At 69.0% G+C, this 17,709-nt stretch carries 8 protein-coding genes; 5 read left to right on the plus strand and 3 right to left on the minus strand.

All coding sequences use genetic code 11. The features are described 5' to 3' along the window. Positions 1 to 2 precede the first annotated feature (2 nt). Both ACIP37_RS23785 and ACIP37_RS23790 read right to left on the minus strand, forming a co-directional pair. Positions 3 to 536: a PadR family transcriptional regulator gene (locus ACIP37_RS23785; protein ID WP_363374032.1), complete on the minus strand. Its 534-nt coding sequence runs from the start codon at positions 534 to 536 to the stop codon at positions 3 to 5. Positions 537 to 693: 157 nt separating this feature from the next. Then, complete coding sequence (locus ACIP37_RS23790) at positions 694 to 5,073, minus strand: LamG-like jellyroll fold domain-containing protein (RefSeq protein ID WP_400810103.1); 4,380 nt, start codon at positions 5,071 to 5,073, stop codon at positions 694 to 696. 524 nt (positions 5,074 to 5,597) lie between these two features. Between ACIP37_RS23790 and ACIP37_RS23795 the strand changes: the two genes are divergently transcribed. The 5 genes from ACIP37_RS23795 (at position 5,598) to ACIP37_RS23815 (ending at position 16,193) form a co-directional block, all read left to right on the plus strand. Beyond that, a complete protein-coding gene (locus ACIP37_RS23795; RefSeq protein ID WP_400810101.1) occupies positions 5,598 to 12,626 on the plus strand; it encodes an RHS repeat-associated core domain-containing protein in 7,029 nt (2,342 codons plus the stop codon). A gap of 991 nt (positions 12,627 to 13,617) precedes the next feature. Beyond that, a complete protein-coding gene (locus tag ACIP37_RS23800; protein WP_400810099.1) occupies positions 13,618 to 13,815 on the plus strand; it encodes a hypothetical protein in 198 nt (65 codons plus the stop codon). 149 nt (positions 13,816 to 13,964) lie between these two features. Next, on the plus strand, positions 13,965 to 14,345 hold the full coding sequence (locus ACIP37_RS23805) for a hypothetical protein (protein WP_400810097.1): 381 nt from the start codon (positions 13,965 to 13,967) through the stop codon (positions 14,343 to 14,345). A gap of 145 nt (positions 14,346 to 14,490) precedes the next feature. Then, positions 14,491 to 14,913 (plus strand): type VII secretion target, encoded by a 423-nt coding sequence (locus ACIP37_RS23810; protein ID WP_400810095.1) that lies wholly within the window; start codon positions 14,491 to 14,493, stop codon positions 14,911 to 14,913. Next, positions 14,913 to 16,193 (plus strand): hypothetical protein, encoded by a 1,281-nt coding sequence (locus ACIP37_RS23815; RefSeq protein WP_400810093.1) that lies wholly within the window; start codon positions 14,913 to 14,915, stop codon positions 16,191 to 16,193. Before ACIP37_RS23810 ends, ACIP37_RS23815 begins: the two co-directional genes overlap by 1 nt. A gap of 53 nt (positions 16,194 to 16,246) precedes the next feature. On the opposite strand, the gene ACIP37_RS23820 is transcribed toward ACIP37_RS23815, so the two are convergent. Then, on the minus strand, positions 16,247 to 17,689 hold the full coding sequence (locus ACIP37_RS23820; protein WP_400810092.1) for a M1 family metallopeptidase: 1,443 nt from the start codon (positions 17,687 to 17,689) through the stop codon (positions 16,247 to 16,249). Positions 17,690 to 17,709: the final 20 nt, after the last annotated feature.

Consider the following 17,709-nt stretch of genomic DNA (forward strand, 5'->3'; position numbering starts at 1 on the left):
GGTCAACGCTGGGACTCCGTGATGCGGGCGGCGAGTTCGTCCAGGCGGGCGGCGGTGAGCTCCAGCCAGCGCAGGTCGGCTTCCAGGTGGAACAGGGCGTGGTCGCAGATCAGCTGGTCGGTGAGGTCGCCGGTGAGCTTGCGGCGGGTCAGCTCCCGCATCTCCTTGAGGTGTTCGGCCCGCTGCGCGTCCAGGACGTCGGCGCCGGAGCGGCCGGTCAGGAGGGCGAGCACGACCTTCTGGTAGAGCGTGCTCTGCAGGTACGGCTGCGGGCTCTCCGGGTGCGCGAGCCAGTTGGCGAGGTCGGTGACCCCGGCGTCGGTGATCGCGTACCGCTTGCGCTCCGGGCCGTCGCCGGCCTCGACGCCGTCGACCACCACCAGCCCGTTCTTCAGCAGCCGGGAGAGCGTCGCGTACACCTGCCCGTAGTGCAGGCCGCGGTCGCGCCCGAAGTGCTCGTCATGGAGGCGTTTGATGTCGTATCCGTGGCGGGGCTGGGTCTCCAGCAGGCCGAGGAACAGCTGTCCGAGTGACATGCTCCGGGACTATACAGGCCATGTATACACACAGGTGTATAGCGGGCCCCCTCGGGTCCGGCCGCCGGCGCCGACACGGCCGCGGCCTCCCCGAGCAGGACTCGGGGAGGCCGGAGCGGTTCGGTGCCCGGGTCAGTTCAGACCGTGGGCCTGGCGGTCAGGACGCCTGGGCGCGCACCAGCCAACGCTGGTTGGCATTGGCGGTGCAGGACCAGACCCCGAGCGCGGTGCCGTTCGCGTCGGCCCAACCGGGCAGTTCGAGGCACTTGTCGGAGATCGGGTTGTAGAGCGTGCCGTCGTAGCGACGGACCCAGGTCTGCGCGTCATCGGCGGCGCAGGTCTGGAAGGACACCTTGGTGCCGTTGCCGGCCGGCTTGTCGTTGGTGGTGATGCACCGGTCGGTGCCGGAGACCTTGAACTTGTTGTCGGTGGTCAGGGTGAAGTGCTGGGCGTTGCCGTTGTAGCAGTTGTAGAAGGCGACCGCCGTGCCGACGGAACCGCCCCAACTGTCGATGCACCTGCCGGGGTTGTAGGCGCTCTGGATCTGGACGCTGGAGCCGGCCGTGGCGAGCGAGTTGGCCTGCTGGTCGGTGAACGCGTACGGGTAGATCCGGACGTCGCTGACCGCGCCGTTCACGCGGCCGTCAGGCCCGGGGTACCGGGCGGTGGTCTCCCCGCCGATGTTCAGACTGCCGTTGGCCTTCCAGCCCGCAGGGACCTTCGCGCTTCCGGCCGCTCGGCCGTTGACGTACAGCGTCGCGGTCTGGGTGTCCGAGTTGAACGTCCCGGCGAGGTGGGTCCAGACGCCGATCTGGGGTTGCTCGGAGTCGACGGCCGCGTAGTACGTGGTGGGGCGGAGCTGGTCCGACGAGGGCAGGTTGAAGGCCCACTTGCCGTACGTCGCCGAGTACTGCAGGTAGAACGGACTGCGCTCGTTGCCGGTCAGGGAGACGGCGGTCTGGTAACCGTTGGTGTTGTTGACCTTGACCCAGGCGGCGACGGTGTAGCTCTGGCCGGTGTCGATGTTGGCCTGGTTGGTGCTGCGGTAGAGGGTGTTGCCGTCGAGGACGGTCGCCTTGCCCGCGGCGCCGTTGTGGTCGGTGGTGCGGGCGAACGTGCTCGGGTAGAGCGCGTTGGCGGCGTTGCTGTCGACGGCGGAGGTGCCGTCGAGTGCCCACCAGAGCGGGTTCACGGAGGTGTCCGCGGCCTGGGTCGGTCCGGCCTGCCAGGTGAAGGCGGCGTTGGGGCTGCCGGGGTTGGTGGGCGCGCCCCACCAGATGTCGATCTGGCCGTTGCCGCGCTTGCCCCAGAGACCGGCCGCGCCGTTGCCGGTGAGGTCCCCGTCCGAGCCGAGCGTCGGCCAGGTGTCCGGGGAGACGGAGCCGATCGTGACCGGGCTGGAGATCTGGGTCAGCGTCGGGACGGTGGCGGTGTTCCCGCTGCTGTCCAGTACGGGCCTGCCGTTGCGGTCGGTGGACACCACTGTCCCGGTGGTGAAGGTGTAGGCGAGCAGAGTGCCCTTGCCGCCGTCTGCGGCTGCCTCCAGGTTCCGGGCCCACAGGCCTGGGTGGCCCTGCTTGGCCCAGTCGCCGGGGGCGATGAGCTCCTTGTCCTTCCACCCGGAGGCGGCGAGCCGGACGGGCTTGCCGAGGGTCTGGAGCCTGGTCGCGGGGTAGTACCAGAGGGCGGCGTCGGCGCCGTTGGCGGTGCTCTCGACGGTGAGCAGGCCGCTCTTGTTCTTGAACTGCAGCTTGTAGTCGAGGTCCGTGTTCGCCGGGTCGCCGAGTGCGGCCACGCGGAGGGTGTTGGACCAGTCGGTGGCGTTGTATCCGGTGGCGGTGAGCCAGGAGCAGTCCTCGCTGGCCGTCGTGACGCACTTCGGCTTCGGGAGGACCGACCTCGCGTCGACCCGGCCGTAGTAGCCGGTGTTGCCCGGATTCCCGTAGAGGTAGAGGTCCTTGTCACCGGGGGCGTGGGCGACGATGTCGTCGATGTTGTTGCCGCCGGTCAGCGTGCCGCGGTGGGCGAACTGGATGTCGGCCCAGCCCCGTCCGGTGGGTGAGTCGTCGCGCTTGGCGACGAGGGAGACGGCAGGGCTCTTGGCGAGCGGGTTGCCGGCCACGGCGTAGGCGCGCAGGTCGCCCGACTGGTCGGGGGTGACGATGTCGGGCGCACCGTCACCGGTGACGTCGCCGAAGACCGGCGGCGGGCCGTCCGGGTTCCACGGGACGTAGAACGCGTACTGGGCCACCGGCGAGACGTTGCGGGCGTTGTCCATCACCTGGAGGTACACGATGTTGGTGCCCCAGCGGCCCGGCAGGACGCTGACGCCGCCCTGCGGGAGGGCGGATCCGCACTGCCACTGGGCGCCGGAGAGCTGCGGGTCCCAGGACCACCGGGCGCACGTGACACCCGACGGCGTGCCGCCGTTGGGGGCGGTGTCGGCGGCGGTGAAGGGGACGATGCCCCACTCCCAGGCCTTCTTCCTGGTCACCTGTCCGTTGCCGGACGGCGGGAAGTGGTCGGCGAGCGAGCTCTCGGGAAGAGCGGTGTAGACGTCGGGGACGGACAGGCTCGGGGGAGTCAGGTCGACCCCGAAGCGGCATGCGGGGGCGTATCCCGACGAGGTGAAGTCGTCGGTGGCGAAGGAGCCCCAGCCGTAGACGTGCCCGTCCTTGATCACGTCGGAGCGCACCTGGAAGGCGGCGTTGCCTCCGTTGCCGACCAGACCCGATTTCCCGGAGTCGACCTCGGGCGCGCCCGGGAGGTTGTAGTCCCAGATCTTCGACCACGAGTAGAGCGAGTTCTGGACCGGGCTGTGCACGGTGGCGTTCAGGGACACCGCGCCGTTGAAGTTGCTGCCCGCGCCGAGCCAGCCGACCGAGGAACCGTCGCAGCCCTGGTTCTCGGCCCACGGCGACGCCGTGCCCGGCGGCGGCCAGACGTAGGTGTTGGTCGGGGTGTCCGGTGCGCGGTCGTACTCGACGACCACCACCGGGTTGTACGTCAGGCGCTTGAAGGCCATCTTGTTGGACTCGTCGCCGGCGAACACGCCGAAGGTCAGGTTGTCGTGGGTGGCGGCGCGTTCCCGGTAGACGGAGGTGACGTCGTACTGGAACTCGCGGTTGTCGTAGCAGCCGCTGCCGCCGGAGCCGGCGACGTCGGCGCGGCCGAGTCGGCCGCCCACCACGGCGGGCGGGTTGTTCCAGGTGGTCTGGTTGTCGATCGGCCCGGTGAAGTAGAGGTCCACCGGATAGGTGTTGGTGCAGGAGAAGTCCGAGGACTCGTACTCCCAGACCGACATGGTGGCCTTGTTGATGACCGTGCCGCCGAATCCGCGGGTGTCGATCTGGAAGTAGGACCGCTCGATTCCCTTGTCGACCTGGTATCCCTGGTACCCGACGCCGGGACGGGCGTACTGGCCGTCGGAGGCGGTGGTCTGCCCGTAGCGGGGCGTCTTCGGGTACGCCTGCTGGGTCCAGGTCCAGGCGTTGCCGCTGCGGGAGTCGTAGATCCACCCGGGATCGATGAACCAGGGGCCCTGACCCTTGCCGAGCACCGAGGCGTCGGTGGTCAGCTCGACGGCGTCGCCGGAGGCCGTGGTGGGCATGGTCGCGACCCTGGCGCCCGTGCCGGGCCCGTCCGCGCTACTGGGCTTGTCCGACTTGGCGGGAACACCGGCCTGGGCCGCGCCGTCGCCGTCGGCCGGGGCGGCCTGCGCGGCCGCGGCGGCCTTGCCGGCAGTGGCTGCGGGGACGGTGCCGGCCGCGCCGCCTGAGCTGTCCCACATCCGAGGGGCTGGGGCGTGCCAGCGGACCTTGCCGTCCTTGCCGGTGGCGGTGAGGTTGTTGGACCCGTCGTCCTTGACGGTGACGCCCTGACCGGTGGTACCGAAGCGGATCTTCTTCAGCTGCGGGTTGTTGGCGGCTTCGGCGGTCTTGACGATCAGGACGGTGCTGAGGCCGCCGAACTTGTCGGCGGTGGCCTTCAGGTCGATGCCGGGGGCGACGTCGGGGTAGACCAGGCCGTCGCCGTCGTCGTCGAGGGCCGGCTTGGTCAGCGGGAACGGCGAGTCGATGACGAGCTTCTCGCCGTCCGGGCTGGTCAGCGTGCCGAGGGGGCCGCTGCCGCCACCGGACAGGTGGACTCCGGAGGAGGCGGTCCGAGGGCGGTAGCCGCCCGCCGGGTCGGCGACGAGCTTGGCGTCCAGCGCGGCCCAGACGCCGTCCTGCCGCCTGACGCGTTGCTGGTCGGCGTGCTGGGAACGGGAGAGGTGGCCCGCGGGAGTGGCGACCGTTTCGCTGTACTCGTCCGTCAGTTCGGGTACGGGGACGGGCTTGCCGGTGGACTTGGCCTGGGCGATCGCCCGGTCGGCGGCCGCAGCCGGAGGCTTCTCCTTGGTCTGCCTGGCGTCTGCGGCGGCCATGGCCGTCAGCACGTCCGGGGGAAGCGTTCCGGGTGTGGTGGTGGGCGTGGTGGGCACCGGGGCGGCGAACGCGACGGGTGCCACCGAGGTCAGGGCCAGGACGAGGCCCACGGCCGCGGCGGATGCGCGCGCGGACGGGGTCCGTGGACGAAGGCGTGTGCAGGAGCGGGCGCCGGGCGGAGCAGCGGGCATGTGGTGAGGTTCCCCCCTCGGTACGACAATCGGGTCCGCCCCCTGGCCGATGGGTAAAGGCGCGGGCAGGGGGCGCCAGCAAGATCGCGCAATGGCAAACTGATGGTCAACTCATTTAGGTGTTCGACTGTCTGGTTTGGGGGTGGGCGAACCGCTTTGGTTCCCCTGTGACATGAATCACCACACGTCTTGATCGGTCGACTCCTCGACCCGGGGCCGCATTACCCCCTACTGTCCGCCACAGTCGTCTGTCCACGCCCTAGCTGAGGCGTGGCTACCTATGGGGGGTAACGGTGTCTGTTCGTCGTGTCCGTTTGCCGTGGTCGGCGGGGAGGGGAGCGCCGCCACCAGGGCGGCGTCGAAGCTCTCGTGTCGCTTTTGTGAGCGCTTTGACCGTGCTGAGTGCTCTTGTGTCACCTGTCGTCCCGGCGTTGGCTGCGCCGGTGGCGGACAAGGACAAGATCTGGTCGCCGCCGGGTACTCCGCTGCCGAAGACGGCTTCCGTACCGGGCTCACCAGAGCAGCCGAAGTCGGTGTCGGCGAAGAAGGGCTCACCGGACTGGGTGCCGCCGAAGGGCGCTCCGAAGAGTGCCTCGGGCTCGGCCGTCGCCCTGCTGGATCCCGCGCCGGCGCCCGGTGCGAAGGCCGTTCGCAAGGGTCCGGACGGCGCCGAGGTGTGGGAGCCGGCGGCCGGCGCCTCGAAGCGGGCCGGTGAACTGCCGGTGTGGCTGGCGCCCGTCGCGCCGGATACCGCGTCGAAGGCCTCGGGTGCTGCGCCGGGCGCGGACGCCGGTCCGGCCAACCCGCCGGTCAAGGTGAGTGTCGCCGACGCGAAGGCCACCGGTGCCGCCGGTGTGCAGGGAGCCCTGGTCACGCTGGAGCGCGCCGAGCAGACGGACGCGACGAAGGTGCGGCTGGGTCTGGACCTGTCCGGTGCCGGATTCGGTGGTGGCTTCGCCGAGCGGGCACAGCTGGTGTCGCTGCCCGCGTGTTCGCTGACCACGCCCGAGGTGGCCGGCTGCCTGGCGCGCACGCCGGTGCCCTCGCACTACGACGCGGAGGCGAAGAAGCTCGTCGCCGACATCGACCTGCCCGCCGTCGAAGCCGCTCTGACGAAGGGACAGCGAGCCGAGTCGAAGTCCGGGGACCAGGCGCCGTCCTCCGGCCCTGTGCCCGCAGCCCCGGCGCGGATGGTGCTGGCGGCCGAGGGTACCCCGTCCAGCGGCCTCGGCACCTACAGCGCGACCTCGCTCTCCCCGAGCCAGGCGTGGACGGCCGGCAGCTCGTCGGGCTCGTTCACGTACAGCTACCCGGTCCAGTCCCCGCCGTCGCTCGGCGGCACGGCGCCCCAGGTGGCACTGGGATACGACTCGGCGGCGGTCGACGGGAGGACCTCGTCGACCAACTCCCAGGCGTCCTGGATCGGTGACGGCTGGGACTTCAGCTCGGGCTTCGTCGAGCGCTCCTACAAGGCGTGCGACAAGGCCGGGATTGCCGGATCCGGCGACCAGTGCTGGGGCGGGGCGAACCTGACCCTGTCGTTGGGCGGCCACTCGGGCGAACTCGTGCCCAACGACCCCTGCGCGTCCGGTGACGCCAAGTCCGAGCAGTCCACGTGCACCTGGCGGTTGAGGAACGACGACGGGACCAAGGTCGAGTTCCTCACCGGCGCCGACAACGGCACCTGGAACGGGTCGTACCTCAAGGTCACCGACAGCTCCGGCACGGTCTACTACTTCGGCCTCAACCACCTGCCCTCCGCGTCCGGTGCGCCGACCAGCACCGGCCCGGAGAGCAAGTCGGCCTGGACGGTGCCGGTGTACTCGCCGAACGCGGGTGACCCGTGCTATGACGCTGCCAAGGGCAAGGGATCGTGGTGCCAGACGGCATGGCGCTGGAACCTCGACTACGTCGTCGACGCCCACAACAACCTGACCACCTACACCTACGCGCCGGAGGCCAACTGGTACGCCCGCGGTGGCGGCCAGAACCGCGGCAGTGGTGTGAACTCCTCGTACACCCGCGGCGGCACGCTCGCCTCGATCGGCTACGGGCAGCTGCTCTCCGACCAGCTCGGTGCGAACGGCGCGCACCAGCCCGCCGCGAAGATCGACTTCGAGACGGACGAGCGCTGCGTCTCGGGCGCGGCGGCCTGCGACCCCGCGCAGCGGACCTCGGCCAACGCGGCCAACTGGCCGGACGTGCCGCTCGACAAGCAGTGCGCCGAGCAGGGCACCTGCTCCAGCTACGGGCCGACCTACTGGTCGACCAGGTGGCTGAACGCCGTCACCACCTCGATCCGCTCCGGCGGCTCGTACCGCCCGGTGGACCGCTACGAGCTCACGCACACGTTCAAGAAACCGGCCAACTCCGATGAGAACACGCAGATCCCGTGGCTCCAGGCGGTCAAGCGGATCGGCAAGGACACCTTCAACGGGCAGACCGACCAGGCCTTGCCGGAGGTCACCTTCGCGGACCTGATGCTGCCCAACCGGGTGGACGGCCTCGTCCCGGCCCGCCCCCGCTACTATCGGCCGCGGATCGAGGTGATCACCCTTGAGACCGGCGGCACGATCGCGGTGGACTACAACCGCGAATCGTGCATGCGCACCACGGGCAAGATGCCGTCCTCGGCGGACGGCAACACCATGAGCTGCTACAACGTGAAGTGGTACGACACGGGTGTGGCCGCGATGGTGGACGACTGGTTCCTGCGCTACCCGGTCGCCTCGGTGACCGTCGACCCGAACTCCAACCTCGTCGCCGGCTCGGTCACCAAGGTCACCGCCTACGAGTACGGGCCGGCCGCCTGGCACCGCAACGACGGCGCCCTGGTGGACGACAAGTCCCGCACCTGGGACCAGTTCCGCGGCTACGCCAAGGTGACCGCCGTGACCGGCTCGGGCAAGGACGGCGCGAAGTCCAAGACGTCGACCAGCTACCACCAGGGAATGGACGGTGACCTGAAGGCGGACGGATCGGCCCGGTCGGCGACGGTGTCCGGGCCGACGAGCGGCGCCCGCCGCGACGACGACTGGCTGTCCGGCCGGGTGCTGGAGAGCGACGTCTACGTCGATGCCGACGCGGCCGCACCCGAGGCGTCCACCGTGAACACCAGCAGTGGCCCGGTGACCACCGCGACCCACAAGCGGCCCGGTCTGCCGGACCTCGTCGCCCGGTACGCGGCCACCACCTCGACCAGCACCTCGACCAGCCGGACCACCACCGGAACCCGGGCCACCTCGACGGTGACCGCCAGTGACCCGGCGAACGGCAACCGGATCAAGACCAGCCTCAGCACCGCCGACGGCACACCCGACGTCTGTGTCCGCAACTCCTACGCCACCGGCGCGAATCCGAGCATGACCGGGCTGGTGTCCGAGGCGCTGACCGTCTCCGGAGCGAACGCCTGCACGGCGACGCCGACCGCAGCGAACACCGTCTCCGGCGCCCGCACCCTGTACGACGGTGCGGCGTTCGGCGCGGCGGGAGCCAAGGGGGAACCGACCGGTGCGCAGGTGCTGGACCGCTACGACGCTTCCGGCGCAGCTCAGTTCGTGACCACCGGCACCTCCGCCTACGACGTCTACGGCCGCGCCACCACCGCCACCGACGTGACGGCCACCGACAGCGCCAATCCGAACGGCGCCACCGTGACCACGACTTACGGCTCGGCGAACCCGGGCGAGCTGCCCAACCGGACCGTGACCGGCACCCCGGCCCCGGCGGGAGCGTCCGACGCCGGAGCCAAGCGCAACACCACCACCACGCTGAACCCGGCCCGCGCGCTGCCGATCACCACCACCGACCCCAACGCCCGTACCGTCACCCAGTCGTACGACTCCCTCGGTCGACTCAAGGCGGTCTGGACCCCGGGCCGGGCGACCAGCGCGAGAGCCAACTTCACCTTCGACTACACGGTGGACGGCACAGCCCGGCCGTCCACCGTCACCAGCCGGACGCTGCGCTCCAACGAGAGCTACGCGGTCTCCACCCAGATCGTGGACGGCCTGGCCCGGACCATCCAGACCCAGACCAACCCGGCCATCTCCGCCTACCACGGCCGACTGCTGACGGACACCTTCTACGACTCGCAGGGCCGCACCAACCGGACCTTCAACACCCACTACGACGACACCGCCGGTCCGAACACGGTCCGATTCAACGCGATCCCCGCCGAGGTCCCCGGCCAGACCTCCACCGCCTTCGACGGCATGGGCCGACCGGTGAGCACACAGTTCATCGCCCTCGGCGTGCTGCAGAACACCACGACCACCGCCTACCCGGGCGCCGACCGGGTCGACGTGTCGCCGCCGGCCGGTGCCACCGCGACCAGCACCCTTTCCGACGCCCGCGGCCGCACCAGCCAGCTGTGGCAGTACAGGACGCCGTCCGCTACCGGCAAGCAGGCCGACGCCGACGTCACCACGTACACCTACACCCCGAGCGGCCAGCCCGCGACGCGAGTCGACGCCGCCGGGAACAGCTGGAGCTACGGCTACGACCAGCGCGGCCGTCAGGTGAAGGCCGACGACCCGGACACCGGCGTCTCGATCCGCACCTACGACAGTGCGGGCCGCCTGGCCACCACCACGGACGCGCGCGGTCAGTCGATGGCGCTCACCTACGACCTGCTCGGCCGCAAGACCGGCACCTACAACGGCACGGTCAACCCGGCCAACCAGCTCACCGGCTACACCTACGACACCGTCGCCAAGGGCCAGGCCGCCAGCTCCACCCGGTACGTCGGGGGCGCCGGCGGAGCGGCCTACACCAAGGCCGTCACAGAGCTGGACCCGGCATACCGGCCGACCAAGTCCACCGTGTCGATCCCCGGCAGCGAGATCGGCAAGACCGGGCAGGCGACCTACGAGTACGAGACCGTCTACGACCCGATCACCGGCGCCGTGACCACCGAGTACCGGGCCGCCGTCGGCAACCTCGCCTACGAGTCGATCGGCTACAACTACGAGATCTACGGCCTGCTGCACGACATGGGCGGGGCCGACGACACCTACCTCCGTCAGTCCGACTGGGACGCCTACGGGCGCAACATCCGCTCCACCGTCAACCCGTTCGGCTGGCAGATCGTCGCCACCAACACCTACGACGTGTCCACCGGGCGTCCGCTGACGCAGTACGTCGACAAGCAGACCTCCACCGACGGCACGGTCCAGAACACGACCTACGCCTACAACCAGGCCGGCCGGATCACGGCGATCCGGAGCATCCCGAACAACACCCCGGCCGCCACCGACCTGCAGTGCTTCTCCTACGACTACCTGGGCCGGCTCACCACCGCGTGGAGCGACACCGGGCGGCTCGACCAGCCCACCCCGTCCCTGGCAGGCCAGGGGGCGTGCGCCAACTCCACTCCCACCAGCGGGGCTTCGGCGCCTTCGAAGACGACGGTGGGCGGCAACGCCGCCTACTGGCAGGACTACACCTACGACCTGACCGGCAACCGCACCAAGCTCGTCGACCACAACCCGGCCGGTGACCAGTCCAAGGACGTGAAGGTCGACCAGACCTTCCCGACCCCCGGCACCCGCAACACGCCGACCACCGCGGCCGGCACGGGCGGCGGCACCGGCGGCCCGCACGCACTCGCCGGCGGCACGTACACCTACGGCTCGGCCACCGCCCCCCAGGGCACCGACGAGTACGACGCGGCCGGCAACACCACGAAGATCAACAACCCCAACGGCATCAAGATCCTCAACGCCGGGTCCGTCCTCAAGTCCGGTGAGAGCGTGCGCTCCAACAGCGTCCGACTCGCCATGCAGGACGACGGCAACCTGGTGCTCAGCTCGCTGCGCACCGGCCAGGTCCTCTGGTCCACCAACACCCAGAACCACCCGGGAGCCTGGGCCACCATGCAGGACGACGGCAACTTCGTCGTCTATGACCCGCAGCGCGTCCCGCTCTGGTCCTCGCAGACCTGGGCGGGTAACGCCAGCGGCTACTTCGCGACCGTCCAGGACGACGGCAAGTTCATCGTCTACGCGCCCGGTTGGAATTCCAAGTGGGGCACCTCCACCTGGAATGCCGCCGACTCGGCCAACGCCTCCACGCTGACCTGGGACGTCGAGGGCAAGCTCGCCTCACTCGCTCAGGGTTCGGCCGTCACGACGTACGTCTACGACGCCGACGGCAACCAGCTGATCCGCCGCAACCCCGGCAAGGTCACCGTCAACCTCGGTGGCGGCGACGAACTCACCTACGACACCGGTACCAAGACCAGCACCGGTACCCGCTACTACAGCATCCCCGGCGGCATCACCCTGGTCCGCGAGAGCCCGACCAAGCTCACCTACCAGTTCGCCGACCACCACGGCACCAACACCCTGTCCATCGGCCGCGACAGCCTCGCCGAGACCCGCCGCCCCACCGACCCCTTCGGCGCCCCGCGCGGCACCACCTCCAGCACCACCGCCTGGGCCGGCGACAAGGGCTACGTGGGAGGCCTCAAGGACGACGCCACCGGCTTCACCAACCTCGGCGCGCGCCAGTACCAGCCCACCACCGGCCGCTTCCTCAGCCCGGACCCGCTGCTCCTGCCCGACGACCCGCAGCAGTGGGACGCCTACGGGTACAGCAACAACGACCCGGTCAACAAGACCGACCCCACCGGCATGGCCCTGGAGGAGTGCGCCAGTGGGATGGCCAAGTGCTCCAACATGGGCACCAAGGTGGAGAGCGAGGGGCCGAACTACCAGAAGATCGTTGAACAGAACAACCGCGACTACTACGACACTGCTCGCGAGGTGGGGTTTGGGCCGACGCCCGCATATTCACAGAGGTTCGCTAAGTCGGGTCCCAGCAATGGCGGTGGTAACGGTATCATCATGGCGAGGTTCTTCATTCATATGAAGAATGCCGCCTTTGGGAGTTTGCTGGGTGATAATCGATCTTGGTCGAATTCGCCAGCCGATAGCGCGCGCATGACCGTTTTCTGGGATACCGATACCGGTGGCGCAACGTTTACCGTGATGCCGTCAACTGTGGCGGGGCATCACGATACGGTAATTGGCGGTACGTCGCGCCATCCGACTACGAGGAATGTCTGGGTGCCGCCGCAGATAGTTCCAGCGAAGGAGATCGAAGAGGGCGACAGTGGCTGGGGCACGTCATGGAGCCACAAGAGTTCAGTTAAGTTCATGCAGCTGGACGATAAGGGCCTTCATGCCAGAATTCATGGCATCAACAGCAAGATGAGGATATTTGGCGCCGACAATTCCCTGGATATAGATCTTGGGCCGTCCGGAGTTTCTGTTACTCGACGAGGTGATCACTATCCCGATCTAGAGGTGGTTCAGTATCGTCGAGGAGAGAGTCCCCACGTGATTGCCAGGGATGAGATGGGCCAATTTCAGGGAGATCCTGGTCTGCTTGCAGTTCCGTTTGCGTCATCCCTCTTCTCACCTTCGGACCGTACCTACCAGAATGGCGGGTGTGTATCAGGGTGCTGATTAACAGATTTAATCGAGTCGGCCGGTGGTTCAGTCGGGCGCTGCTGAGATATCTTGCGGTGTGCGTGGCTCCCGTGTGCGTTTTTATGCTCGTTCTTTCAGCATTTGCGCCCGGAGGGCATGACGCCAATGGATTCTCTCGAGCCGACTCCCTGGATAGCCTCAAGCTGCTGGCGCTTATCTCGCTCACAATAACTGTCCCCACACTGTTCTTTCTCTTCCTGGTCTCTTTTTGGGCGGCCAGGGGGAGGAATGTTCGGGGGGCGGCTGCCGTGTTGTTTGCTCTGCCCCCACTGCTCTATCTCCTTGCAGGTGCTTGGCCCTTCCTGCTGATGAGCGCACTCGGTGTGATCTACGCAATGGTAGTGATGCCCGCGCCTTCGCCTAGATCCTGATTTTGCGACATCTGGGTCCCCGGGCGCGTGATGCGCATCGGGGACCCAGATGTTTATTCTGGGCACTTAAGGTAACTTCCCGTTCAATCCTGGTGGGGCTCATCGAGTAATCGCTCGGCGAGGCAAGTCTGCTCCCCGCCATGTGTCGTGGAGAGAAGTCTCCGACCGTGGTGAAGTTCACCGGCACCTGGAAGTACGGGACGCTTGACGACGCCGGACCTGGCGCAGTCGCCCAGCTGGTATCCGTCGACGGCGATCTGAAGTGCGAGAGGTTCTTCCAGTATTCCAAGCGGCAGGACGGGTGGCTGACGATGGCTGGCGTGGACGCTGGTCAAGAGCCATTCGCCCGGGCAGTAGCCCGTTGGCGTGGATAGCCGGTAGGTCTGTGACATGAGCGCCCCATCCGGTTGCCGGATGGGGTGCTCAGCTGTTGAGGGGGTAGCTTGTGGATTTGTTGCGTGGAGGATGATAAGTGGGCGGGGAGGGCTTTCGCTGCGGGGTAGGAAGGCTAGGGTCCAGGCGAACCGATGGATTGTCAGTTCTGACTGGGCGGTGCTACCATATGCGATCCTTGTCCTGTGAGGTCGGGAGTTTTGATGGTCGTCCTTGGAATGCTGATACCGATTGTCCTGGGATTGGCCTTGGTCACGAATTTTCGTGGAACCCGCGACTTCTTCGTGGAGGGTGCTGAGAAGAAGTCGATCCCGGTGATCGCGCTGATTGTCGGCTGGTTCTTCATCGTGGTTCCTGGGGCGGCTGTCCTGGGTATGGCTGTGAAGGCACTCCTGCACTGACCTGTTCGGACTGCCGCAGACGGTGGCGCACGACTTCTGTGGCGGCGGGGCGGTCTTCGAGACGGCCCCGCCGCCGGTCGTTTCAGAGATCCTTTGATGGAGGGCGCGTGAAGGGGCGGCGAATTGTCCTGTGAAGTGTGCTCGGTGGGTTGCTGGGTGTCCTCGGGGTGGGCTGGGCCGTGTGGATGATGGTCCGACTTCCGGGCCCTGACGTGCCGGATCCGGTCGGACGGTGGAGCGGTGGAACGGCGGCTGTCGAGCTTCTCCCGGAAGGGCGGGTCGGATCGGCGCAAGTGCCGGCCCGCGTGTGCGGCGTTGCCTCGGCGGATCGCGAACGGCCGACGGAGATCGAGGGGCGCTGGAAGAAGGCGATCCTCGATGACGTGGGGCCGGGGGTCTACGTGGACGCGACCCGGAAGGACGGGAGCGGTAGTTGTCGGTTCTGGCTGACGGCTGAGGAGAACGGGAAGGACCTGTGGGTCCTGGTCCGCCAGGGGTTCGTCATGAAGAAGGGCTTCTCCGGGGTGTAGGGGCTCGGAGGGTGCCGGCTTCGGTGCCGGGTGTCAGGGGGGTGTCAGGAGTGGGGCGGTGATCGTTGGGATGTCGTCAAGAGTGGTCGAGGTCCGGGGTGGGATCGGGTGAGGTGGGTGGGTGCCGACTCCTCCGTTGCCTGATGTGCCTGGTCCCACTGGTGGTTACCGCAATGCGCCCACCGGGGTGCCGCCGTACGGCGGGCCGGCGGTGCCGCAGCTGCCGACTCTGGACGGGACGCTGGTGGTCGACTTCGCGTTGGTGGGCAAGGCCGGGGCGGATGCGGGCAAGGCGGCCGAGGGCATGGCTGCCGCCTGGACGGCGCTCAGCTCGGCGGCCCTGTTCGGTGCGGCGCCCTGGGGGGATGATCCGGCGCTCGGGCAGGGCTTCGACCAGGCCTTCGCCCAGCCGCGGGACGATCTGCTGAAGGCGGTGCAGGCGCTGCCGGACACCCTGCGCAAGCTGGCCGACGCCCTCGGTGCCACGCGTAGCACGTTCGAGAGGGCCGACGAGCACGCCACGGAACTCGCCTGGACGTTCCCGGTGCCCGGTAGCGGCGGCGCGTGATGGCGGTCGACGCCCCCAACGCCTCGCTGCCGGACGGGTTGCAGAACCTGCTGATGATCCTGGTGGGCAACAAGTGGCCCACCGGGAACGAGAGCGCGCTGCGGGCCGAGGCGGATGCCTGGACCGAGGCGGCGAAGTCGATCCGTGCCTGCGTCCTGGACCTGGCGGACGCCAAGTCCCAGCTCGACCAGGGTCTGAGCGGTGCCAGCAAGGACGCGTTCGACGCCTATCTGGCCAGGCTCGCCGTCGCCGACGACGCCGCGCTGCCGCTCATCGCCCAGTGCTGCGACGCCGCCGCCGACGCGCTGCACAACCTGGCGAACCAGATCGAGACCCTGCGCATCGAGATCATCGGTGCGCTGGTGGTCCTGGCCGTTCAACTGGCCATCGACGCCGTGTTTTTCCTTTTCGGCGGGGCCGAGGCGGCGCCTGCGGAGATCGCCTTCACCAGGGCCCTGGTGTGGGCCTTCCTGCGCAAGGCGCTGATCAGCGCGGTGACCCGGGTCGCCGAGTCGGTGCTGGCCCAGGTGGGCTTCGACCTGCTGGCCCAGGTGATCGAGCTGGGCCAGGGCCACCGCACGTCGATCGACGGCGGTGAGCTGGGCACGGCCGCCATCAACGGGGCGGTGGGCGGCGCGGTCGGTGTCGGTGCCGGGTGGCTCGGCAAGGGTCTGGGCAAGGGCCTGGGAAAGGGGCTCGGGAAGGGCTTCACCTCGCTGACCGGCAAGGAGGCCGGCGCGTTCGCCAAGGGCGCGGCCGGGTTGGTCTGGAACACCGGCTACGGGGCGCTGACCGGGATGGCCGAAGGCGCGGCGCAGGACGCGGTGTTCGGGCTGTCGGGTGACTACGTCTCCGGCGCGGCCAACGGCGCGTTCGCCGGGGCGTGGGGGTGGCGGCACGGGGCGATGAATCCCGGGAACAAGTTCTCCATCTCGCCGGGCGACCACATCGAGGGCTGGCTGAACGGCAGGCTGGAGGGCCCGCGCCCACCGCGCGGCGGTACGACGGGGGGCGGTACGACGGGGGACGGTACGCCAGGGGGCGGCCCGTCGGAGATCGAGCTCGTCCCGGTGGGGGACCTGCCCCATGAGCTGCCGCCGCTGCCGCCGCAGGACACGGACCTCTCGGGCCTGTTCCACGAGATGGGCCACTTCCCGGCCCCCGTCGGCGACTTCAGATCGACGCACGGCGGCACCCCGGCTCCGCAGCGCCCGCTGCCGCGGACTGTCTCCGACGCCATCCTGGAGGAGCTCAATCCGGGCGTGCACCAGCCCTCCTGATGGAGCGTCAGGAGGGTTGGCGTCGGCGCGGGGGAGGGGGCTGGGGGGGGGTGTTACTGGCTGCCCGCCGGGGCGAGGGGGGCCAGGGTGCCGGGGTAGAGGTACTCCTTCGCGGGGAGTGTGGTGCCGTGGGCCCAGGCGTCGAAGAAGCCCTTGAGGTCCTTGCCCGAGACCTTGGCGGCGAGGGTCTCGAACTGGGGGAAGGAGGCGTTGCCGTAGGCGTGGTCCGCGGTCCAGCGCTTGAGGGTGGCGAAGAACGCGTCGTCGCCGACGGTGCGCCGCAGGGCGTGCATCATCAGGGAGCCCTTGAAGTAGAGGGCTGAGGCCAGTTCCTGGCCCTGCCCGGGGTCGTACAGCTTGGTGGACCAGAACTCCGGCTTGTTCCGGTTCTCCTCGACGGTGGGGGTGTAGAAGCCGGTGTCGAGGTTGCTGCCCTGGTGCTCGTCCCACAGCTGGTTGGCGTACTGGGCGACGCATTCGGCGATGCAGCCGTCGCGCCAGTCGGTGAACGAGACGCTGTCGCCGAACCACTGGTGGGTGATCTCGTGGACGGCCGCGGAGTCCCAGAAGTAGTTGGTGTAGGTGGGCCGGCTCTGGGTCTCCAGGTCCGGCGCGCCGGTGCCCGTCTCCTTGGTCCAGCTGCGGACGATGGCGCCCGCGGAGGAGAACGGGTACGGGCCGAACTTGGAGGCCAGGAAGGCGATGATCTCCGGCTGCTGGGCCTCGGTCGCCTTGGCCATGTCGTCGATCGGCACGTCCGGGCCGTAGGCCGTGATGACCGGCGTCCCGTCGGGCAGCGCCGAGCGGTGGACGGTGAACTTGTCGATGGCGACGGTGCTGAGGTAGGTCGCCATCGGCTTGTCCTCGCGCCAGCGGAAGGTCGTCGAGCCGTCCTTGCTGGTGGTCTGGCCGGGCCGGCCGTTGCCGATGGCGGTCCAGCCGTCGGGGACGGTCGCGGCGAGCGAGAAGGTGGCCTTGTCGGACGGGTGGTCGTTGGACGGGAACCAGGAGGTCGCCGAGTGCGGCTCGCCCATCGCGTTGACGCCGCCGGACACCAGCTGGTGCCAGCCCTCGGGGTCGGGCTTGCCCGCGTACACCACCCGCACCGCGAAGGTGGCGCCGCCGGCCACCCGGCGGGCGGGCACGATGTCCAGCTTGTGCGTGCCGGAGCGGGAGAACGACTTGGCCGGGGTGCCGTTCACGGTGACGGAGGCGACCTGGAAGCCCTTGAGGTCCAGGGAGAGGCGGTCGAGCGACTGCAGGGCCCGGGCGGTGACGGTCGTGTCGCCGTTCAACTGGTCGGGGTGAGCCGGGTCGTAGGCGATCCGGACGTCGTAGTTCGCCACGTCGTAGCCGACGTTGCCGTCCTCGGGGAAGTACGGGTCCCCGATCCCGGTCGCTCCCGCGGGGGCGGCGGTCAGGGCGACTCCGAGGGCGGTGGCGGCGGCCACCAGGGTGACGGCCTTGCGGCGGTGGCGACTCGGCGGTGTGCGCATCTGTGGCTCCTGGGGACGGG

It is taken from the genome of Kitasatospora sp. NPDC088861 (genome assembly GCF_044750105.1).
Lineage (GTDB): Bacteria > Actinomycetota > Actinomycetes > Streptomycetales > Streptomycetaceae > Kitasatospora.